This window comes from Halobacillus kuroshimensis DSM 18393 (genome assembly GCF_000425705.1).
Lineage (GTDB): Bacteria > Bacillota > Bacilli > Bacillales > Halobacillaceae > Halobacillus > Halobacillus kuroshimensis.
In genome coordinates this window covers 114,188-136,352 of record NZ_AUDY01000012.1, presented here as the reverse complement: position 1 = coordinate 136,352, position 22,165 = coordinate 114,188, and the positions used below count along the sequence as shown (strand labels likewise).

Below are 22,165 nucleotides of genomic sequence, written 5' to 3'. Positions count from 1 at the left end.
TTGGTTCAAAGAAGATAAAAGGAAAGGGCACAGCGACCGTGCCCGGGCTTTCCTTCTTTACTTCATTTCTCTAATTTTCTCTAAAAGATCGGTCACGCCGATTTCTTCGGCACGTGTATCCTGGATCGGTTCAGCAATCTCCATGAACGGCTCGCGGTCGATTTCGTTGACTTCTGCTCCATCATCGATCGCCTGTTGTTTGTATTCTTCTTCCTGCTCATTCACCTCGGCACGTTCTTTTTCTACAGACGCCTCTGCGGCATCCATAATTGCCTGCTTCTGCTCGTCACTATAGTTCTCGAACTTCTTGCCGTTGATCAAAAGAAAACGTGTCGTATAGTCGTGGCCGGTTTCTGTGATGTATTTGCCGTTATCTGTTTTGTGATGGTTCTGCTGAACGAAGTATGGATAGGAGTTTTCCGCTGCATCGACAACCCCCTGCTGAAGACCTTGATACAATTCACCCCAGGCGACAGATGTCGGAACAGCACCGGTTTCTTCCCAGTAGTTCGCGACAGCCCCGGACGTCTGTGTGCGGTATTTCATGCCTTCCAGATCAGCCATGGATTCGAGCGGTTTTTTGCCGTAGTAGTGACGGACACCCGCGGACCAGTAACCGAGCAGTTTGAAGTCGTTGTTGGATTTCTCATTGATCGTCTGAGCCATCGTTTCACCGATTTCCCCGTCCACAACACTTTCCCAGTGGTCATAGTTTTCGAAGACGTAAGGAAGGGCGAAAAGATCGATTTCCTCGATGCCCGTCTTGGACATGAAGCCTGGAGATACGAGCACGACATCAGCTGCACCGAGCTTCAATTTTTCCACAAGTTCCGATTCACTCGTTCCAAGAGTTCCGGCGTGAACTTCCACTTCGATGTTGGCGTCCGCGCTTTCAGCCGTTTCCTTAAAGGCTTCCATTCCCACTTGATACGGGTTCTCCGGAGACGTCTGGTTGTGGGCGGCGACGATTTTCAGCTTGTCTCCGTCACCCGTCTCTCCGCTCGCTTCCTCCTCGCCACCACTGCATCCCGCTAAAACGAATACCCCGGCGAACAACATGAACAACAATAGAGATAAGGTCTTTTTCACTTTTACTTCCTCCTTTTTAGTTGAATCCGCTTACACATGAAGTGACAATTGCTCGTGAAACTGCTGGGCCCGATCCACATACATTTCCGCTTTTTCCTGGAGTGCCTGATAATCGCTGTCGGTGTTCAGTGCAGAAGCTTTCACAAGCTGGCTTCCGATGCCGACGATTTCAGCTCCATTGGCGAAGTACTCTTCCATATTATCGAGATGGATGCCGCCGGTCGCCATGATGGACACTTGCGGGAGCGGTCCGAGCACATTTTTGATATAGGAAGGTCCGACGGTACCCGCGGGGAAAATTTTCACCGTTCCGGCTCCTGCTTCCAGTGCGGTCTGGATTTCCGTTGGTGTCAAAACGCCCGGAATACACGGCAGCCCGTAGCGATGGACGAGCTCGATGGTTTTCACATTCAGTGTCGGAGCAACGACAAAGGCCGCACCGGCTGTAATCATTTCTCTCGCTGTCTCCGGATCAAGCACCGTGCCTGCCCCAACGAGCAGCTTCCCTTCAAAAGCATCGGCGGTTTTACGGATGAGCTTCGCCGCATCCTTCGTTTCTGCGGTGATTTCAATCGCCTGGATACCGCCGTTGGCGAGAGCTTCAGCGATCTTCAGGATATTCGTTTCATCTGCCTGGCGGATGACCGGGATGACCCTGGCCTGCTTCAAACGTTCTGCTGTATTCATTGGCTTTCCCTCCTATTCCAAATTCGCGTGGCGTGCCGTCATTTGTTCGTTGGAATCGGCCTGATCCGATACCGCCTGAATGATCACGGCATCCAGCAACAGGTGTACCGATTGATCGAACTGGTTGCCGAGCGGCTGAATGGTTCCCGGTTCATCCGGAAGCCGTTTCTTCGTAGCTGCCGGGATGACGAGCGTTGAGTCACTGAGCTCAGCGATGGGGGACGTTGGATTGGTTGTCACGGCGGCAATGGCTGCCCCTGCTTCCTTCGCTTTTTCGGCAAAGGATTTCAAGGACCCGGTCGTTCCAGATCCGGAAATGACGACAAGCAGGTCATCTGCTTCGATGTTCGGTGTAATCGTTTCACCGGTAACGTAGACGGTATAGCCGGCGTGCATGAGACGCATCGCGAAGGCTTTGCCCATCAAGCCGGACCGCCCTTCTCCGGAAACGAAAATCCGCTTCGCTTTCTTCAACTGATCCGCCAGGTTTCCGGCCTGGGATTCATCTACATTGGCCAGCACTTCCTGGATTTCACCGCTGACTGTACTGATGGTGGTTTTCATAGTCATTCATGGCTCCTTTCAGGGACTCCGCTGCTTTTTTCGTGTTGGACTGTTTCGTAATCGCACTACCCACAATAATCGTATCCAGTCCCTCCTTTAAAATCCCGGGAAGGGAATCGGCGTTAATCCCGCCGGCAATCGCGACTTCCAAATCGGGGTGTTCCTTTACGAGCGAAAACAGATCCTCTTTTTTCATATCACCGGTCTGCTGCATGTCTTTACCGAAGTGGAGGCTGACTAGATCGACACCCAGTCCGGTCAGCTCCTCAATCCGTCCCGGGTCGGTGACGCCAAGCAGATCAATCATGATTCTACCTCCTGTTTCTTCCGCTACCTTCAGCGTATCGACGATCGTCTGATCGGCGGAAAACGCCATGACTGTCGTCATGTCAGCACCGGCGCGGAACGCCTGGGCAGCTTCATGTTTTCCTGCATCACACGTTTTCATATCTGCGACGAGCGTTTTATCCGGGTATCTGTCTTTAATCTCACGAACGACCGCCATCCCGTATTCCTTGATGACCCCTGTTCCAACTTCGATCCAGTCGATAGTTGAAGCGGTTTCATCAAGAATGTGAAAGCATTCTTCCCTTGTCAGGCGGTCAAGGGCCAGCTGCAGGTTCATCTTCTCACCTCATCTTTCGACTAATTCCCGTTCACCTAATTGAATAAGGACATCTTCCAGTTCCGGTAGCCCTTCATTATCTCCGTACACACTGACGACCATCGATCCAATCGTGTTGGCGAACTGCAGCGTCCGCTTCAACGACCAGCCGTGCAGGACGCCGTAGATGAAGCCGGCATCAAACCCGTCTCCTGCACCAACCGTATCGACGACCTTTTTCGGAGGGACCGCGGCCAGCCGCAGCGATTCTCCGTCCATCGAAGCGAAAGCTCCTTCACTCCCCTGCTTGATCGCAACCGTTGAAATGCCGTAGCGCTGGCACGCGGCAACGATCTCTTCCTCACGCTCCACACCAAGCAGCAGTTCCGCTTCCTCTACGCCCGTCAGCATAATATCGACGTAAGGCAGCAGCTGTGTCAGCGCTCGCTTTGCTTCTTCCCGGCTCCATAATTTAAGGCGGATATTCGGATCGAAGGAAATGAGCGCGCCGTGATCCTTGGCGACGGTCACTGCCCGTTTCAACAATGGAATGTTTTTCTCCGGCTCAATGGCCGCAAACACCCCAGTAATATGTAACACCTTCGTCCTGCGGAGGGCTTCAATGTCGAGCGTCTGCTCAGTCAGTGTCTTCGTCGGCGAGTTCTGCCTGTAATAAAATGTGCTCCCACTGCCATCCTCCTTGATTTCCTTGAAGTTCAAGGACGTTGGATAGCCGTCCATCAGCTTGACCGCGGAGATATCGATGCCTTCCCCACGGGCCGTGTTGCGGATGTACCGGCCGAACTCGTCATTTCCGAGGCGGCTGATCCACCCCGTTTTCAAACCAAGACGGGCACAGCCGATGGCGACATTGAATTCCGCCCCTCCTGCTTTTCGTTCGAATGTATGCACATGCCGCAGCGGGCCGTTCTTCGATGGATCGAAGGTGATCATCGCATCCCCGATCGTCATCACGTCGTTCATGTCCATTCCTCCTCCCTGTAGACTCGTTAGACGGAATCCCGGACCATCAGCTTCGGCTCGAAGCGGTAGAACGGACTCATCTGTTTATCCTTCTTCTCAATCTTATCCAGCAGAAGCTCCGCGCCCATGCGTCCCATTTTGAACGTCGGCTGGGCGACCGTTGTAATCGACGGCGTATAGAAGCTTGCGAAGGATACGTCATCGATGCCGATGATGGCCAGATCCTCCGGCACGCGTAGACCTTTGTGCTTCACATATTTCAATACTTCGATCAGCACGAGATCGTTTCCGGCGAGAATCGCTTCTGGCGGCTGTTCTAACTGAAGGAGCTTCTCCAGCGCCTCCTGCATCTCATCCTGATCGGCGCTGACGATGTATTCCTCCTCAACGGCCAGACCGTTTTTGCGGAGGGCGCTTCTATACCCTTCAATCCGCTCCATCCTCGGTGTGACATGATTGAAAATCGATGTCGTCATCAGGCTGACCCGCTCGTACCCCTTCTCAGCGAAGTGGTCGACCGCAAGCTCTGCCGCTCTTTCGTTATCCAGCATAACGGCGGTCACCGGCATCTCCTCCACCTTCCTGTCCAAAAAGACGACCGGAAAGGACGCGTCCAGCATCTGTTGGTACAAGTCGCGGTTATCTCCGGTAGGGAAAATGATGAGCCCGTCCACCTGCTTGGCCCGGAGCATTTCAATGTAGTGCTTCTCCTTCACCGGATCATCATCCGCATTACAGATGATCGTGTGAAAATCTGCACCGTGGCAGGCGTCTTCAATCGCCCTCGTCACTTCTGTCGTGAAGTTGTGCAGGATGTTCGCCACGATGACGCCGATCGTCTTCGTCGATTTCTGCTTCAGGCTCCGTGCGACGAAGTTCGGCTGATAGCCAAGCTCCTCAATGGCCTCCTGGATGCGTTTCTTTGTTTTTTCTCCCATATAGTCATAGCGTTTATTCAAATACTGCGAAACGGTACTTTTAGATACTTCTGCTTGTTTCGCAACGTCTGCGATGGTTATCTTTTTCATTGGAATCTCCACATTTCTTTATTACTAAATCGGTTTAGTAAATCGATTTAGTTGTATTATAGATTTTGTGTAAGCGTTTTACAAGGGGTTTATGGATATTTATCTAAATTTATTGAAAATTACCTGTGTACTAAGCAAAATGATGAAAGAGTGTGTAATTATATTTAGAATAGAGAGCATTATTAAGTAATAAAAGATAAAAAAACCAATTGTGTAGAAAACAACTGGTTTCTGCTTCTAAAAAGAAAGCGTAATTTGTTAAACAGCAGTAGACTCATAGGTATAAAAACCTAAAAATCATCTATAAACTGTAACTACATCTTCTTCTACAAGAACGTTCTTCAATGAAGAAAACGAAATTCAATATCTCCCTTTTCGTTCAAAAGAAATGTTGCCCCCCAAACACGTGGGAGTTCCCGGTGGGAAAGTAGAGGACGATGAAAATTTGTAAGAAGTAATTGAACGGGAATTTCAAGAAACATTAAGTTACCCCGTGAAATTCAAACTCAAGATGTAAACATAGATCATACTTCCGAGTATGACTCCATAATCATTCACTTATCTGCATTATAAGCTAAAGGGAAAAATCCCCTTCTATATAAAAGAAGAGGAATATTAATTAAACATAGATATACTTGTATATTTCCAATTAATGTTTCTCATGATTACTCAGGTTTACCAATTTTCAGAGCTTGTAATTACTATAAACTTTCAGTATTAATTTGTAGTAATATGTAGATTTTTTATAATAACTATTTCGTTCATAGTAAGAAGCAAGCAAAAAAGAGTAAATCAAGATCTTCTCATCTATACGATCTTCTAGTAAAAGGGGAAGAAGTTTTTTTTCAACATAAACTTCCCATTCTTCTTTTTTATTCACTGCAAACAAACCCCAAAACTTAACCTCTACTCGTTGAATGGGATTCATGGATTTATCTCCAGAATTATACAGTGTACTCTCCACTATTCTCAATCCCTCACCTGGTGACTCATAGGTATACCTTACATATGTTAATAGCAGAAGAGAATCGATATATTTATTAGTATTAACCTTTTCATTCAATTCAATGGATTTTTTCAAATTATATGTGGCCCCACATATATCCTTGTCTATAATGTTTATAATCCCTAGATTATGATGAATCTCCCCTAATAGAGTAGTTAGATCTTGACTCTCTGCTAATTCCTTAGCTTTAACTATATTTGAATGAGAACCATCTTTATTTCCGAGACGATTATGAATCAAACCTAGAATTAAATGGGCATAGGCACACATATTTAACTTATAATTATCTTGAAAGAACTTTAGTGCTAATTTTGTGAAATAAAGACTTTTAGCTTCTTTACGATTTAGATATAATGCTTTGCCATATAGATAATAAACATCAGCAAGTTCTAATTCAGGAAGAAATGCTGCTTCAAATTCACGAAGTGCAGAACTCAAGGCCTTCTCTGCTTCTTCATAATTATCATTATATAATTCATGTACCCCTAAGTACTTAAAATAAAAAAATTTCTTCTTTTTATCCAGGGAATGAAAGAATTCTTCTAGAACCTTTAATGAATCACGCATAACCGAGCTAAGCCCTTGAAGTTTGCAATGCCTGATACATTTTTCATGATATTCAAGAAGTAAATCAATACTAAGTATTTTATTTAACTTATGATTTAACTGTTTATACATCCGCTCCGATGATAAGCGATCATTCTCCGTTAAATATTCTTCCCATTCACCTAGTTCTTCCTTAATTCCCTCTTCCCAATTCTTTGTAAATGTATAATCGACCTCTAAACGCTTAAACAATAAAGTCAATGTATCTTCATGGGCTTCTACCTTATTGTTTTCTATTCGAGAAAGAAAGGATTTAGAAACTAGAGCCTCTGCCAACGTTTCTTGAGTCAATCCTAGCCTTTTACGATGATACTTTAATAATGTTCCAATTAACAAAGGGACCCCTCCCAACTCAAAATTGTTGAACAACCCCCTCCAAAATATCATTACTCATAAATATATGAATCACTAAAATTGCGAAATACACATGATATATTTTCCATGATAGTATGAATAAGTCAAAGGAAGGTTAAGAATCTACATAAGGTTATGTACAAGGGGAAGTGAAAAAACAATCTAGTTCTTTAACCTTCTTAAGACTTAATACATATAGAAAAGGGAGTAGACAATGAAAAAAACTTTGATTACGATTTCTGCAGCTACAATGGCTTTAATACCAACCTTAGGAGAGGTAAGTTCTGTATATGCCTCGACAGATAGTAATGTAAAACAGAACCTGGTATCTTCCGAAGATACAGCGGAACAAAAGCAAAGTGAAATGATAAAAAATGTAAAACCCTACGTTCACCTTAATGACGACGGTACTATTGAATTAAAAGATGTGCCTCAAGAAACCTATGATAGGTATAACTTGTCATCATTAGAAAAGCATTTCCAAACCATTAATAAAGGGGTTCACAATGGTACTCTAACCGTTGATAATAACTTAAATGTTGAAGAAGTTACTCCAGCCTTTACCACAATGGCGGTTTATGGTAAATGGACTTATCATTGGTGGGGTTATGATAGAAAATTTAATGATTATCAAACAGAACAATACATAGACCGACTCAACACACAAGCTGCAGGTGCAGGAATGGTAACAGGAGTAGGAGCTTGGTTCCCTCCAGTAGGCGGTTTAGCAGCAGTATCAGGTGGATATTGGTATCTATTAGCTACACGCGTGGATGCTAACAACCATGGTAACGGAGTCTTAGTGCAGGTGACATGGGCTAACATTTTTGATGTAGAACCTTTATAAGAATTGATTAGACGCATGGGCATTACCCTTGCGTCTTTTTATTTTTAGCCATTAAATATATTCTTTTACTAATTATATATAAGAATAAGAAAGGAAGGATTTGATATACCATATCAATTTGCACCATAGTTAACCTCCATAAATTTAACTTCAATAGACTTTAGACAAAATAAGTTGTATGAGAAATACTGTACTTATAGTTAAAGCTCCCAATATTTGAATAGCTTCTAAGGCTGTTAAGGATATGTAGTTAAATCCCAGGAGCATAATGAACAGAAAATAGTAAGCAATAATTGCAAAGTATGAGAAGAACATCCCTTTTTCCTGTATTTTCTTTATTCTTTCATCCTTTACTTTCATTTGTGGATGTAAATAAGCTAACGTAAAAAACATTATTGCTATGGATAGGATTAATAAAAATGAAAATTCCATTTGATCCTGACTCTTAGAAATTTCAATAACACCTATATATGCCCCTAAAACCAGCATAATAATACCTAATATTAAATTTCCAATTCTTGTTTTCATCGCTCACAATTCCTCCCATTTTCATTTATAGTCTTTTTCTTCTAAAGTAAATATTGTTTCCACACTTTCATTAAATAACTGTGCAATTATCATAGCTAATGGAAGCGAAGGATTATATTTACCTTTTTCAATAGAAATAATAGTTTGTCTAGAAACACCAGTTTTCTGCGCTAAACCATCTTGTGATATCCCATGCTTTTTCCTATATTCCGAGACTCTATTTTTCAAATTCTAACCCCTCCTGTAAAGTAACCTTAACAGTAAAGTAACCTTTACGTCAAGGTACCTTTACTTAATTTTTATATGAAGCAAAAGAACTCTAGTTCTTAACTCTAAGTTCATCTTTAGGGTGCACAATTACTGTGTATTAAGTCTCCCTTTAAAGGTATGTAGGAAAGAAGGTATTGTAACGAGACATGAACATGCTTGATTGGCCGATGCTTGAACCCAATCTTTGGTAGAAAGCGCATACTAACATAAAACAGGGAAAAGCATCCCCTGCTTTTCCCTTACAGAAATTAAACTCCATCATCTACGTCCAATTTCAACCCTATCGCTCACCCGTTCATAACGCATAAACCGGCTGTCATCCGGAGAAATCCCGGTCAATCGGTAGACTCCCACGAACCGGTAGCGGTGAAAACCGAGGTTGTCCTTATATTTCGCAAACACCGCCCGTTCCTGTCCCGACTCTACCTCTGTTTGATAGGTTTCTTTCCGCTCGGCTACAATCTCCTCATCTTTATGCGACTCATCAATATAGGACCAGTCATCAGCAAGGACATTCAGCCAGCCCGCCGCTGCCGATTTTGTCTGCCCTTGGTCAACGATTGAAAGCTTGGGACACCAGAGCCACATGTTTTCACGTATCCGAAAATAACTGCGTTGGTACCTTTTCGCGTTCTTCCCGAAAATCGTATTGGCGATATCCTTAATATCTTGAAAGGTGATGGAATCATAAATGGACAGATGCGACTGCCCCCGGCAAAGCTCTAACTCTTCTTCATACGTATGCCAATGCAGCGGTTCTTTTTCCATCTGCTCACGAATACGATCCGTTACTTCATCAATCCTCTTATGTAAGGCTTCTATAGACAGCGTGGCATCCAAGCGGAACACTTGGAAATTCCCGATTTCCTCTGCCTTCACCGCTGATAAGATGTCGTCCATCCGCAGTCGATCCTGTGTTTGATGGTTTTTATGATAGGCTTCATCCACTTCTATCCCGATCTGCAGCTGTGGGAAATACAAGTCCATCCGTGCATAGCCCTCACGACGCTTCACATACTGTTGGGTGACGGGTTTGAGGTTGAGGTTGTCCAGCTTGTGCCAGATCGCTGTCAGAATGTAATTTTCATAGTCTTTCTTTTTTGTTCGAGCAAAGGTTCTCACTACGTACTCCCGCTTGTTCACTGAGCATCATCCTTTTCACATAAAAAAAACAGCCCACATCGGACTGCTTTTCATTATATCTTATTTCTTCATCGATACTGATTATCTAAAAGTACCTTCATAGTACACGAATGGCGATACTTCAACATTACAAAATACTAATCATTCCTTTGAAGACTTTATTTACTTGATAAACACATTCTTCATACGAAAAAGTAAACGCTCCTTTTTCAGAGCTCACCCTTACTTCTTTTTCATCGACATCAAGCTTTAATCCTTTAGAGAGCGATTCAAATGAAGCAATGTGTTTAGCTTCTTCCATCTCTTTATGATCAAGCTCTACATGCACTTGCTTCGAAAACCTTCGCAACACATGCCACAGTTGTTTTTCCAACGAGCTTTTCATAAATAACTGAGGCAGTTCTTCCGCCTCCAATAAATTGGTAAGCGAAGTTATGATCGACGAACGAATCCCGTAGCCTACAGGTCTAATCGTACGAAGCTTTCGCCAACTTCCAACCGCAATCTCCACTCCACCGTTCTTATAGGAAATGGTCATATCCTTGATAGCTGCGTACCTGGATATTCCACCATCATCAAAGGTAGCTTTTGGCTTGTATAAAGCCACGTAGTTAGCGTTCTTCCAATCCTTACTCAGTCTTTCATCCGTAATGAATATATGACCAGATTGAATCATTCTCTTTAACTCTTCCTCACTGTTAATCTTCACCACGAGGACTTTTTCTTCGTGCCGAGTCTTCCATTCATCCAGCGTTCCCCTCGGTAATATGCCCTCTTCTTGTAATTGTTGGGGCGAGCATTCAATGAGTCGGTCTAGAAAACGTTCGACAAGTGACGTCGATTGCGGAAGAAAAGGAAAGCCACCAATATTTACACTCTGGATACTCCGATAAAAGGCATGCTGTTCATACTCGTGTTCTTCTCCCCATGGAAACAACACGTATGCCCCGAATGTATAACGTTCAAATTCTCCACCCTTTCCCTCTACAAGAGCATCCCGATAGCGGTGCATCGTGTTGATGTCCTCTTCCAGTGGTCCTGGGCTTTTATATACACGACTGTAATAGCTTCCCTCTGCAGCGAAGTCCACTCTGTACTTAGCATCAAACACATATTCATAAGTATGATCTTTGCCAACTTTCTCTATGCTAAGCATGGAATCGGGCTTTTGCCTAACTGTCGGTAACTGACCGGAATGCTTTTGAAATTGTAGCGTAATTTTCTCATCTGTGTGAGGATGGCGAAATACTCTTTTCGCTGTTTTTGACTGATCTAACGTCACAAATAACCCGTCACGGTTTACTTTGACTATATCTTGACTCACCATCGGGTATTTCAAAGCTAACATTTGTCCGAGCTTCAAGAACGTCCAATATTCATATAGCGTAGCTACGTCCTTTACAGACATTTTGGACAGCTCTCCATGTAAAACTAAGCCTCTGGATAATGTTAAATAGGATTGATAGGCGTCTCGATAACCCGGGGCCATTTGCAGCACCAAGCTCATGACAGAGCGATCGAGCTTTCCGATGGTTCTCCAAAAAGGGCTTGAAAGCTTTCGTTGCAAATCCTTCTCCATTCCTTTCACGATCTCTACTTTGTCTTGGTAGGGTTTTTCCGTAAAATAATCCGATCCTCTCTCAAGAGCACCCCGAAGTCCGTTCAGTTTATGAGAAAGTCTGACCATCATCCATTTAACGAAACGATTCTCTAACGTATCGTAGGTGGCCTCTTTTTTTACATTGAGCCCCTTCGTAGGCATTCTATTTTTATGATAGACGTTGATTCCGTTTTGGGCTTCCACGAACAAACCTGGGTGCTTCCTTAAATACTTTACCCCCTTAGCATCCTGCCGCTTTAATTGATCCCCACGGACTAGCCGGTGTTCCTTTTTCAATTGATGGTGAGGTTGATTTTCGATTTGCGAAACGGCCTTTTGGAACTGTTGGAAATATTGCATCACTAAACGATAGAACTCACTCCAAGAAGAATCAACGGTTTGGGTAGTCGTCGCTCCTAGATATGTTTTCTTCACAAAGTGATAAGCGAGGTTATATACTTCTTCGTTTACTTCCTCTAATAGCTTCTGATAATCCTGTTTATAGGAAAGCTTTGTTGGAAAAATCTCTAACGTAACATCCAACTGCTTTTTGTCGTTGGCATATATAGAAAACGTGCTATAGCCCACTTCATTTATGAATGATAAATTCCCCATCAGCAATTGGTGCGGGGACTTTCCAACCTGACTAATCGCTTTTTTTAACGAAGGGTGCTCATGATCAAAGGATAAAGCCGTCTCTCCCTTTGGCGTCACAACCAGTTGATACACGCCATTTTCAAAAAACAACGGTGGAACCGCGGTATGCTGCACAAGCTGCTCCTTCTGAACATCAAAAACCTTAATCGACTCTATCCCTGACCCATGAACAGAAAAGTGCATGGTTTCGTGAGGCTGAATGGCCTTATATTGCTTGAGGCTTTCATAGCGCGTGTGATAAGGTTTGCCCTTTATATAGAGCGAAAACTGATCCGTCTCGATCTCCACCAGTTCACGTTCGTCAGCTGTTCCAGAAGGATGTGAAACCATCTAAATCACCTCGGCAAATCATTTCATAAACCTTTCTTCCGCTCCTAGGAAAACGGGCTTGATGCAGAATATCTTCGATTAGATCCTGAGGTAAGTCTTCTTCATACGTATGATTGGTGAAGTAGGTAAATAAATTCTTTAAGACTTGAAAAGCTTGACCATGACTTGCGGTCAGCCTTGGAAGGATCTTTTGGTAAAATTGAAAATCCAAAGCCTCGTCCATTGTCATTAGGTAGCGACTATAAATCGTGTAAAAAGAAATTTCATCCCTCACCCGATACCCTACATGAGCTTGGATCGGCTTCAACAACTCATTCACCGTCACGAGTTCATTAGTGACGTAGGCAATCGTATCCTTATGGGAAGCATACGCATCTTTCAATCGTAAATAGTTAGATTGAAGTCGGTCATTCTTAACAGAGACAGGGTCTAGGTCTTCCTCTTCTTCTTCTAAAAACACTAACGTATCTAAATGAACATCATTACATTCTATCGTGTTTGCCCGGTCTAACACTTTCTTACTGAACGGATGCGTCGTCTCATCCATATTCACAGTTCCTACAATATAAAGATTCGACGGGATCGTTAACCGCTCCCCTACCTGACTCTCGCTTATAATAGGAAGTGTCTGTATCTCGCCATTGTCCCACTTGCGACTTTCCATCACACTAAGAAAATCACTAAAGTAATACTCTACTCGCGCTAGGTTCATTTCGTCTAGAACGACGAAATAAGGATCATCCTTGTGGCGGTTCGCTTCTTTAATAACAGAAGTTAATGGCCCTTCTTGAAAATCACCTTTAATATCGGTATATCCCAATAAGTCAGATCCATCGCTCCAGTCTGGTCTTACTGGAATAAGCGTGAATTGATTATTCTCTTCTGTGGCTCCTAGACTTTCAGAGAAAAGCTCGATGATTTTTGTTTTTCCTGTCCCAGATATACCAGATAAAATAACAAACGGCTTTGTTCTTAGGGAAAGAAAAAGATTTTTAACGTCTTCTTTCTCATAGTAAAATCCCTTATTTCTTATGTACGTATGAATATGGCCAATCATTTTCTCATCGGTCCAATCCATGGGGATGCTCTTGTTATTTTCTTCTACGTGTTCACTTTGAACACTCACGTAATACTTATAAATATCAATCATAGCAGAGAGGTCTTGCTGCAATTCGTTTTCAGAAGGTAAAGCTGTAGGGTCGTATTGGATATACAATGCTGTAGAATCTTCATAGCCCTTCCCTTTAGAACTGCCGCCAAGGTTGATGTTTTGATTCTTTTGTATAGGAGAGGACGTCTCATAGCGTCCTGTTACAACTTTTTCTCGAATATCCTCTCTTGTACGTTGGATATCTTCTCGTGTAGATTCTGTAATACCTTGCGCAAAAGTGAGATACACCCGCTTCATATCCTCACTAAATAAATAGACAAGGTAATAGCCTCGTTGAGTGCTTGTGGTAATGTATTTGTCCAGAATCGAAATCCAAGGAACCTGAGCCCAATTCCCTTGTCCTACTGATGCTTTGACAATAAAGCGATTCTGATCTATAAAATCTAACGTATTCATTAACTCTGGTACGCTTGAGCGCACAAATTGACCGAAGGTATTCGCTTTAAATGGTGTTGTTCTTTCGGATAAATACTCACTCGTGATCTTTGTAATGATGTGAGTTAAACGATTCTTCTTTTCCTCACTAAATATATTGTCCATATCCTGACTCTCCCTTTATGCAAGTAAAACTATGGTTATAACTTACAATAAATGATCAAAGAGTTTGATGGAAGATGAAAGGCAAAAAGAGCATCGATCGTATTCATACGACCGATGCTCTTTGATTTCAAAAAAGGAGGGTTAACGCCGAAATAAATCCTTATATTCATATACGTTAAATCCCAGGAAGTATACCGCTGAATAAGCTTAATACAAACACCATAACAAGCGCACTCACTCCTGCAACAAAACCACCTAATGTCCAAGCACGCAGGGTATCCGGAACAGACAGTTTACTGAAACGACTGACCACCCAGAATCCAGAATCATTCGGCAGGGACAACCCTACACCACCCGCACAGATCGCGAGGCCGACGAGAACAGGAGAGACACCTAGTTCTGCAACCATTGGACCGATGATACTGGATGTTGTAACCAGGGCAACCGTTGTAGATCCTAAGGAAGCACGCAGAATTTGCGAGAAGATAAAGGCGAGCAGGATAACTGGAATGCTCCAGTTCTGCATCGTCTGGATTAAGTGGTCACCGATACCACTTTCATTAATCACCGCTCCGAATCCACCACCGGCACCCGTGATAAGCAGAATACTTCCTGCTGTATTAATAGCCTGACTGTATAACGTTTGATTCGATTCTTTAATGTATTTAGGGAGAACGATAACAGCAACGATGACGGAGATAAAGAGGGCAACGTTTTTGTCACCAATAAAGCCGAAAACCGTCGCTAATCCTGTACCGCCAGCTACAAGATCCGTGATCGTATTCAACAAAATCAATACGATAGGAAGGGTAAGGATAGCATAGGACAAACCTGTGCTGATCGTCGGTCCTTCCACTTCTTCTACAGCAGCAGCGGTTTCTGCTATGCCCTGCTCTGGGTCCTGTTGTTGTTTTACTCTTCTTCCTATGAACATCCCATAAAAATAGCCGCCTACCAGTGTTGCTGGTATGGCACATATAAGGCCGTAAACAATAAACAATCCTAGATCTGCGCTTGTATTTTCAGCGACGACTAACGGCCCAGGCGTTGGAGCAATCATACTGTGGGAGACAATTAATCCTACCCCAAGCGCCGTCACAAAGGATACGATGGAGATTCCTGTTTTTCTAGATAAGCTTTTTATAAGTCCAGTTAAAATAACGAAGGCAGCATCAAAATAGACAGGAATCCCAACCGTTGCACCTGTTAAAGACAGCCCTGCAGGGGATTTTTCTTTACCAAACACCTTTAAGATGGACTGCGCAATCTTTTCGATTGCTCCAGATGCAGCAAGGAACTGTCCAAAGATGACACCTAAACCAATGAGAATCCCTACACCAGCCAACGTATTTCCGAAACCGCTTACAATGATGCCCGGAACTTCAGATGCGGGCATTCCTATGATCAGGCCGGTAAGAAGAGCTACAGCGATCAAGGATAAGAATGGCTCCAGCTTTACTTTTAAAATAAGGAAAAACAAGAACGCTAAGGATAGGAAAAAGATCAAAATCAACAGGTTACCAGACAACATGGACTCACTCCTTTTTTAGTGGAGAAGCCAACCCGTTCTTCCCTCTCTACAAAAACGGGTTGGCGCCTCGTTAAGAAATTGACTGTACGATATTCTTTAATGTACTTCGGTCTCCAACGTTTCCGGGAAAAATAATATATGGAAGGTTGGGAAACTTGCTTTCTTCATCCGTCTTCCAAACGGGTATCCCCGGGGCGACCTGGCCCATGACATTCGCTCGGGTAACGCCTAATCCATGAGTACCGATATCGCTTGAAGTAATGCCGCCTTTTGCAATCATATACTTTGGTTGACTGGTAAGGGAACGTACGATATTCGTGACTGCTTTTGAAATATCCACGGAAAGTTTTAGTTCCTCCTCTTCCTTGCCTTCTCCAAGGTCGAGACGTTCCCTTCTTGTATAAACCACCGTAGAAAGACCGCTTTGAATAGTCTCATCCACTTCTTTAATCACACGTTCCACTTCTTTTTCCAATGCTTTCTTATCTAACACGAGGTGGCTGTCAAATTCGATGACGTGAAGCTCTTCAAGCTTTTTCAATTCGTTCAATTGCTCGGTTGTCTTATTCACGTGTGACCCTACGATGATAAGCCCGCCATGATTGGAGTGCTTATGAACGAGCTTTTCTTTCGTAAGCAGAGGTTGGGAAGAAATATTTCCAATGACTTTTGTAAAGGAGGCAGCTGTTCGGAACAAGAATTGTTTCCCTGCTTGGATGGAGCGGATTAAGGCAATAGAGAATACTTGAAGATCCTCTTCAGTTAAAGCGTCGACAACCACTTTCCCAAAGCCGGACACCTTCTGTAACTGGGAGTGGATCGTATCTATATCCATCGCTCTTAAGGATTCTAAGGTTATCGTTGTTACATCTTCGCCAGCGTATGCCCCTTTTGTTTTTTCTTCCACATAGGACCGCAAATCGCTCGATTGAAAACCAAACGTACGGTCTTTAGCGAATTCGGTCTCACCAGCTGGAATATAATCATTCCCGCTTTTTACATAGTGAACCCCTTCAATTGTAAAGCGGCCCCCTTCTTTGAAAAAGGGAATAAGGATTTCTCCGTCCACGGAAGAATGTGAACGGTCTTCGATTGCGTTTCTTAACGTATCCGTCTCCAAAGGGTAATGCCCTCGTAAAGTAGAGTCCCCTCGACTAATCAAAATGTATGGAATATTCGTCTGGTTAGAGATGGACTCCACACGCTCAGCTATAGTCTGGTGAACATCAGCCGTTTGTTGTTCACTGAAGGACCTCGAATTCGTCAGGATAAAAAACATTTGATTGTCCTCTTGAAAAGCTTTGTGAATCGTATCTTCCTCCCAGTCGGTGTAGACAGCTACGTCATGGACGGTTTGAACACCTGTAGGATCATCATCCAACACAACGATCTTATGTTGAAAAGAAGCATATGCCTCCTCCCACTGCTGCTTCAAGCTGCTGTCTTCATGGTTATTCAAGCTGTTTATATACTCGTTCACATTTATCGTTTGATTCATGTTTTCACCCTTTCTGTTTCGCTTCTAAAGAGTCCCATTCGTTTGAAATTGCTTTTCATAATACTGGATCAAGCCGGCATGATCGTCGCCTGCTTTCCCTTCTTCTATTAAACGTTCAAACATACGAAGCACCTGCTGGGAAAGAGGCAGGTCTAACTCCAGCTCCTCCGCCGTTCCTATCACATTGGTAAGATCCTTAGCGTTAATATCTATGCGGCCGCCGGCTTTGAAGTTGCGCTCCAGGACAAGAGGCGTTTTCGCATCGAGTACAGCACTTCCAGCAAGTCCTCCACGTACGGCTTCATACATTTTCTCTAAATCAATACCGGATTTGGCAGCAAGAGTAAAGGCTTCAGACATAGCAGCGATATTTACATTGACCATCACTTGGTTGGCAAGCTTTGCTGTGGTTCCACTTCCAACCTCACCGACTAATACGATGTTCTCTCCCATTACCTCAAGCAATGGTTTAACTTCTTCGAATTTTTCCTTCCTTCCACCAACCATAAAGGAGAGTGTTCCATCAATCGCTCTTGGCTCCCCACCACTGACAGGGGCATCAATGAGGGATAGCCCTTTATCTTCCAATTGGTCTGCAAAGGATCTTGTATCGACCGGCGAAATGGAGCTCATATCCACAACCGTTGTACCGGCATCTGCCCCTTCTATGATACCGTTTTCACCAAACAGAACACTTTTTACATGCTCCCCCTTCGGAAGCATTGTGAAAATAACATCACTTTCTTTTGCTACGTGAGCGGCATGCCCCCCTGTAGAAGCTCCAAGGTCCTTTACTTCCTCGGTCGCACGCTCATTTACGTCAAAGACGATTAAGTCATAACCTGCATTCAATAAATTGGCTGCCATCGGCTTTCCCATAATACCTAATCCAATAAATCCAATTCGCATAATGAAGACCTCCTGTAATAGCGCTTTCATAATTCGTTAAAGTCATTGTATTACACCTTTGCACTTTTGTATACATTATTTTTAAAATTGTATACAAAAATAATCATTTTGTGACCAGTCATTTTATGACAGGATAGAAATGTTATACTAAAACCAGCAAAAGGGGGCGTGAGTGCTAATTCAATCCATGCTTTTAAAATTATGAATTCTGATTGAAGAAGCCAACCGATTATGAGTACATCTAAACGCGCTTCCGCTTATACTCAGGCCTATGAATATATTCGGGAGCAAATTTTAAACGGCGAAATCGAAGGAAAAACCAAATTAGTCGAGGATCGCTTTGCAAAAGCACTCGGGGTGAGCCGCACGCCGGTTCGTGAAGCCTTACGAAAGTTGGAAGAAGAAGGACTTGTAAGGGATAAGCGGGTCGTCCAGCCAACAGAATCCGATCTGCGCGATATGTTCCGGGTCCGGATGCTCCTCGAAGGAGATGCCGCTCGTTTAGCAGCTAATTATATGGATCCATCGACCTTAGCCATTTTGAAAGGCTGTATTGATTCGAGTAAAAACGGAAACTACGAAGAAACCATGACGTCAAACAAACAATTCCATGATGTCATTGTGGAAGCAAGTAACAACACATTTATGATCGAAACCATTAACCGGATGCAATCCATTATCTATCTATTTCGTAAAACGGTTGTGTATCATAACCGACCTGGATTAATTGAAGAGCATGAGGACATATATCAGGCCATCCTTAACCGTGAGCCTGATCGAGCAGAGGCACTGATGAAGGATCATTTACAAGCAGACCTGGACTTCTTCCTACATATATCCAGGAACCGGTGACAAGTCTTGCTGAGATCATTGATTTCTAAATAACAAAAGAGAAGGTTATTCACTTTGGAATAACCTTCTCTTACGTTTTAGGGAACTGATAACCTTACTTATGATACGGTTCATTCCTATTAATCTTAAACGCCCGATACACCTGCTCCACCAGCATCAACCGCATCAACTGGTGCGGGAACGTCATATTTGAAAATGACAGTCCGAAGTCACTTCTTTCCAGCACCTCATCACTCAGTCCAAGCGATCCTCCGATCACGAACGCCACTTTGCTTTTTCCGTACGTCGCAAGCTCGTCCATCTTTTTCGCCAGTTTCTCAGACGTCAGCTGCTTCCCTTCGATTTCAAGCGTAATGACATACGTATCCTGGGAAATCTTGCTCAGGATACGCTCGCCTTCCTTCTGCTTCACTTCAAGCATCTGTGCTTCACTCAGATTCTCCGGAGCTTTTTCGTCGGGCACTTCGATTACCTCGACTTTAGCGTAGGGGCCGAGTCGCTTCACATATTCAGCGATCCCCTGCTTCAAATATTTTTCTTTCAATTTTCCTACGGTGACAATGGTTATTTTCATGGTGGTTCCTCCCGTACGTTCTGTTTCCTCTAGTTTACCATGACGATTCCAGGAATAGAAAAACACCACAGGTATCCTGTGGTGTTCATGCAAGCTTTCGAGAGTGTTTACTCCCTTTTAAGTTAAGGTCACGAGCAGCGATCGGTGGTGACGCCTGCAGGAAAAGCTCGAGCTGAAAATCCACTTGGGCAGGAGATCTTTCTGCCTAAGTTAGCTGAGGCCGTGCCCGCGGCAAGCAGCCATCGATAAGCGGAACGTCACTATCCCATGACATGTTTATCTCTCTTTATAGAATGCCTATCGTATTCAACAGAATGACGACCGCAACGGAGATGACCGGAATCAACAGCGCGACAACGAAGATGTCACGGTAGCTGTCCTTGTGGGTCATGCCGGTGATCGCAAACAGCGTGAGCACCGCTCCGTTGTGCGGCAGTACATCAAGGCCGCCGGAGGACAGGGACGCGACGCGGTGGAACGCTTCGGCGCTGATGCCGGTGTCCTGGGCGATTTGATAGTACTTGGAGCCGAGGGCTTCAAGGGCGATGCCGAGGCCGCCGGAGGCGGAGCCTGTGGCGCCGGCGAGGACGTTGACGGCGACCGCTTCGGAGATGAGCGGGTTGCCTTTGATGCCGACGAGGATCTGCGTGAGCTTCTCAAAGCCGGGCACTTCGCGGACGACGGTCCCGAAGCCGACGGCGGCACTGGTATTGATGATGGCGATGACGGAGCCGCTCGCCCCTTTGTTGATGGATGTGACGAACTTTTTGAACAAGGTGATGTTCAACAGCATAATTAAAAGAATTCCTGCGATTAATGCGGTGACAACGTCCCATTGCAGCAAGTTGAGTGTCAGTAACACGGTCAGCAGCGGCAGAATTGACAGGATGAAGTGCGGCTCGCGCTCCACGTCACCGAGTGAACTTTTATCCTCCGGTTCGACGAAGATGTCGCCACTGTCGCGCAGCTGTTTCTCTCTAAAGCGCAGGTACAAATAGCCTCCGACCGCCATGATGATGGCGGCGACGATCCCCATGACCGGGGCCGCGGATGCGGTTGTACCGAAGTATTCCATTGGAATGAGGTTTTGGATCTGCGGTGTACCAGGCAGGGCCGTCATCGTGAAGGTGAAGGCGCCGAGCCCGACGGTCGCTGGTATGAGCTTCCGGCTGATGTTGGCTTCCCGGAACAGCGATAAGGCGAGCGGATAGACGGCGAAGACGACGACGAACAAGCTCACCCCGCCGTATGTTAAGACGGCGGCGGAGACGAGTACGCCGAGAATGGCGCGCTTGGTGCCGATCACTTTTGTGAATGCGACGGCGACCGAGCGGGCCATGCCGGTGTCCTCCATCAGTTTTCCGAAGATCGCCCCGAGCATGAAGACCGGGAACCATGATTTCGCAAAGGCGACAAAGCCGCCCATGTACGTATCTTTATAAGCATCGAGCAGGTCGAGGCCGCCGGTGACGGCGACGACGCCGGCAGCGATCGGTGCGACCCAGATGATCGACCAGCCGAGGTAGGCGAGCGCCATCAGGACGATGAGGCCGAGTAATATCCCGAACATTGGTGTTTCCCCCTAAATGATTTTTACATTAAGATTTTAGACGGATTCGACGACCATGGCAATCCCCTGTCCGCCTCCGATGCAGAGTGAAGCGACTCCGTAGCGTCCGCCGCGGCGCTTCAGTTCCTTGATCATCGTATACAACACGCGGGTCCCGCTGGCACCGACCGGGTGGCCGAGGGCGATGGCACCGCCGTTGACGTTCACTTTTTCACGGTCGAGCCCGAGCTCTTTTTCCACCGCCAGATACTGCGCGGCAAAGGCTTCGTTCACTTCGATAAGATCCATATCCTCAAGGGAGAGCTCCGCTTTTTCAAGCGCCTGACGGATCGCCGGCGCAGGACCGATGCCCATATAGTGCGGATCCACACCGGCCACGGACCAGGAGACGATTCTTGCCACAGGGCTTAAGCTGTGGTCCTGGACGTAGTTTTCACTGGCCAGAACGACCGCTCCTGCACCGTCATTGATGCCGCTCGCGTTTCCGCCTGTGACACTGCCGTCTTTTTTGAAGGCGGGCTTCAGCTTGGCCAGCTTTTCTGAATTCGTGTCTTCCCGGATGTGCTCGTCCTGATCGACGACGGTCGTGCCTTTGCGTCCCTTCACTTCCACCGGAGCGATTTCCTCAGCAAAACGGCCGGAGCGGCGGGCTTCGGCGGCACGCTGGTGACTGCGGGTCGCATATTCATCCTGGGCTTCGCGTGAGATTTCATAACGTTCGGCCAGATTCTCCCCTGTCATGCCCATGCCGGCACCGATGTACTCATCGGTAAGCGCAGACCAGAGCATATCATCGACCTTCGGTGTGCCGAGCTTCGTACCAAAACGGCTGCCGCGCAGGGCGAACGGGGCGAGACTCATGCTGTCGACACCGCCGGCAAGCGCGGTTTCCCCTTCCCCGAGGAGAATGGACTGGGCTGCGGAAACAACGGACTGCATGCCCGAACCGCAGAGGCGGTTGACGGCAAGGGCCGGGCTTTCCATCGGGATGCCTGTTTTCAGCGCGATGTGACGCGCCATGTACGGTGCGTTTTGAGATGAATGAATGACATTGCCGATGACGGAAAAGTCGATGCTGGCGGCGTCGATGCCGCTCCGCTTCAGCGCTTCTTTTCCTGCGGTGATGCCGAGGTCTGTCGGCTCCACGTCCTTGAGGGCGCCGCCGAACGTACCGAACGGCGTGCGCGCTCCTTCTACGATATATACGGATTTCATTGAAATAC

Annotated in this window: 20 protein-coding genes; 2 read left to right on the top strand and 18 right to left on the bottom strand. The window is 45.3% G+C overall.

Annotated features, from left to right (window positions below):
• Window positions 1–57 precede the first annotated feature (57 nt).
• The 7 genes from H615_RS0115220 to H615_RS0115190 all read right to left on the bottom strand — a co-directional run bounded on the left by H615_RS0115220 (window position 58) and on the right by H615_RS0115190 (window position 6,904).
• Window positions 58–1,089, bottom strand: a complete 1,032-nt coding sequence (locus H615_RS0115220) for a TRAP transporter substrate-binding protein (RefSeq protein WP_027955954.1) — start codon at window positions 1,087–1,089, stop codon at window positions 58–60.
• A 30-nt stretch (window positions 1,090–1,119) separates the two neighbouring features.
• A complete protein-coding gene (locus H615_RS0115215; protein ID WP_027955953.1) occupies window positions 1,120–1,776 on the bottom strand; it encodes a bifunctional 4-hydroxy-2-oxoglutarate aldolase/2-dehydro-3-deoxy-phosphogluconate aldolase in 657 nt (218 codons plus the stop codon).
• Between the two features lie 12 nt (window positions 1,777–1,788).
• A complete protein-coding gene (hxlB, locus tag H615_RS0115210; protein WP_244877765.1) occupies window positions 1,789–2,346 on the bottom strand; it encodes a 6-phospho-3-hexuloisomerase in 558 nt (185 codons plus the stop codon).
• A complete protein-coding gene (gene hxlA / locus H615_RS0115205; protein ID WP_027955951.1) occupies window positions 2,309–2,965 on the bottom strand; it encodes a 3-hexulose-6-phosphate synthase in 657 nt (218 codons plus the stop codon). The genes hxlB and hxlA overlap by 38 nt, the downstream gene beginning before the upstream one ends.
• Window positions 2,966–2,974: 9 nt before the next feature.
• Complete coding sequence (locus H615_RS0115200; protein WP_027955950.1) at window positions 2,975–3,928, bottom strand: sugar kinase; 954 nt, start codon at window positions 3,926–3,928, stop codon at window positions 2,975–2,977.
• Window positions 3,929–3,954: 26 nt separating this feature from the next.
• On the bottom strand, window positions 3,955–4,956 hold the full coding sequence (locus tag H615_RS0115195; RefSeq protein WP_027955949.1) for a LacI family DNA-binding transcriptional regulator: 1,002 nt from the start codon (window positions 4,954–4,956) through the stop codon (window positions 3,955–3,957).
• A gap of 685 nt (window positions 4,957–5,641) precedes the next feature.
• Entirely contained in the window at window positions 5,642–6,904 is a 1,263-nt protein-coding gene (locus H615_RS0115190; protein ID WP_027955948.1) for a helix-turn-helix domain-containing protein, read from the bottom strand.
• A 232-nt stretch (window positions 6,905–7,136) separates the two neighbouring features.
• Between H615_RS0115190 and H615_RS0115185 the strand changes: the two genes are divergently transcribed.
• Window positions 7,137–7,769 (top strand): hypothetical protein, encoded by a 633-nt coding sequence (locus tag H615_RS0115185; protein ID WP_051254730.1) that lies wholly within the window; start codon window positions 7,137–7,139, stop codon window positions 7,767–7,769.
• A 150-nt stretch (window positions 7,770–7,919) separates the two neighbouring features.
• On the opposite strand, the gene H615_RS0115175 is transcribed toward H615_RS0115185, so the two are convergent.
• The 8 genes from H615_RS0115175 to garR form a co-directional block, all read right to left on the bottom strand.
• A complete protein-coding gene (locus H615_RS0115175) occupies window positions 7,920–8,297 on the bottom strand; it encodes a hypothetical protein (RefSeq protein ID WP_035532394.1) in 378 nt (125 codons plus the stop codon).
• A gap of 21 nt (window positions 8,298–8,318) precedes the next feature.
• Entirely contained in the window at window positions 8,319–8,525 is a 207-nt protein-coding gene (locus tag H615_RS0115170; RefSeq protein ID WP_027955945.1) for a helix-turn-helix transcriptional regulator, read from the bottom strand.
• Between the two features lie 300 nt (window positions 8,526–8,825).
• Window positions 8,826–9,710: an AbaSI family restriction endonuclease gene (locus tag H615_RS0115165; RefSeq protein ID WP_027955944.1), complete on the bottom strand. Its 885-nt coding sequence runs from the start codon at window positions 9,708–9,710 to the stop codon at window positions 8,826–8,828.
• 127 nt (window positions 9,711–9,837) lie between these two features.
• Entirely contained in the window at window positions 9,838–12,297 is a 2,460-nt protein-coding gene (locus H615_RS0115160) for a restriction endonuclease-like protein (RefSeq protein ID WP_027955943.1), read from the bottom strand.
• Window positions 12,269–14,008, bottom strand: a complete 1,740-nt coding sequence (locus tag H615_RS21460; protein ID WP_035532392.1) for an MrcB family domain-containing protein — start codon at window positions 14,006–14,008, stop codon at window positions 12,269–12,271. The genes H615_RS0115160 and H615_RS21460 overlap by 29 nt, the downstream gene beginning before the upstream one ends.
• 175 nt (window positions 14,009–14,183) lie before the next feature.
• Window positions 14,184–15,539, bottom strand: a complete 1,356-nt coding sequence (locus H615_RS0115150) for a GntP family permease (RefSeq protein WP_027955942.1) — start codon at window positions 15,537–15,539, stop codon at window positions 14,184–14,186.
• 70 nt (window positions 15,540–15,609) lie between these two features.
• On the bottom strand, window positions 15,610–17,037 hold the full coding sequence (locus tag H615_RS0115145; RefSeq protein WP_027955941.1) for a four-carbon acid sugar kinase family protein: 1,428 nt from the start codon (window positions 17,035–17,037) through the stop codon (window positions 15,610–15,612).
• Window positions 17,038–17,061: 24 nt separating this feature from the next.
• Entirely contained in the window at window positions 17,062–17,976 is a 915-nt protein-coding gene (garR, locus tag H615_RS0115140; RefSeq protein WP_280513309.1) for a 2-hydroxy-3-oxopropionate reductase, read from the bottom strand.
• Between the two features lie 201 nt (window positions 17,977–18,177).
• Here garR and H615_RS0115135 point away from each other — a divergent pair, with 201 nt between their 5' ends.
• Window positions 18,178–18,798 carry a GntR family transcriptional regulator gene (locus H615_RS0115135; protein ID WP_027955939.1) on the top strand — a complete coding sequence of 207 codons (621 nt, stop codon included), beginning with the start codon at window positions 18,178–18,180 and terminating at the stop codon, window positions 18,796–18,798.
• A gap of 94 nt (window positions 18,799–18,892) precedes the next feature.
• Here H615_RS0115135 and rlmH read toward each other — a convergent pair whose 3' ends face one another.
• The 3 genes from rlmH to H615_RS0115120 all read right to left on the bottom strand — a co-directional run bounded on the left by rlmH (window position 18,893) and on the right by H615_RS0115120 (window position 22,157).
• Window positions 18,893–19,372, bottom strand: coding sequence for a 23S rRNA (pseudouridine(1915)-N(3))-methyltransferase RlmH (rlmH, locus tag H615_RS0115130; RefSeq protein ID WP_027955938.1), 480 nt, complete (start codon window positions 19,370–19,372; stop codon window positions 18,893–18,895).
• A gap of 286 nt (window positions 19,373–19,658) precedes the next feature.
• Complete coding sequence (locus tag H615_RS0115125) at window positions 19,659–20,942, bottom strand: GntP family permease (RefSeq protein WP_027955937.1); 1,284 nt, start codon at window positions 20,940–20,942, stop codon at window positions 19,659–19,661.
• A gap of 36 nt (window positions 20,943–20,978) precedes the next feature.
• Window positions 20,979–22,157, bottom strand: coding sequence for a thiolase family protein (locus H615_RS0115120; RefSeq protein ID WP_027955936.1), 1,179 nt, complete (start codon window positions 22,155–22,157; stop codon window positions 20,979–20,981).
• Window positions 22,158–22,165 lie beyond the last annotated feature (8 nt).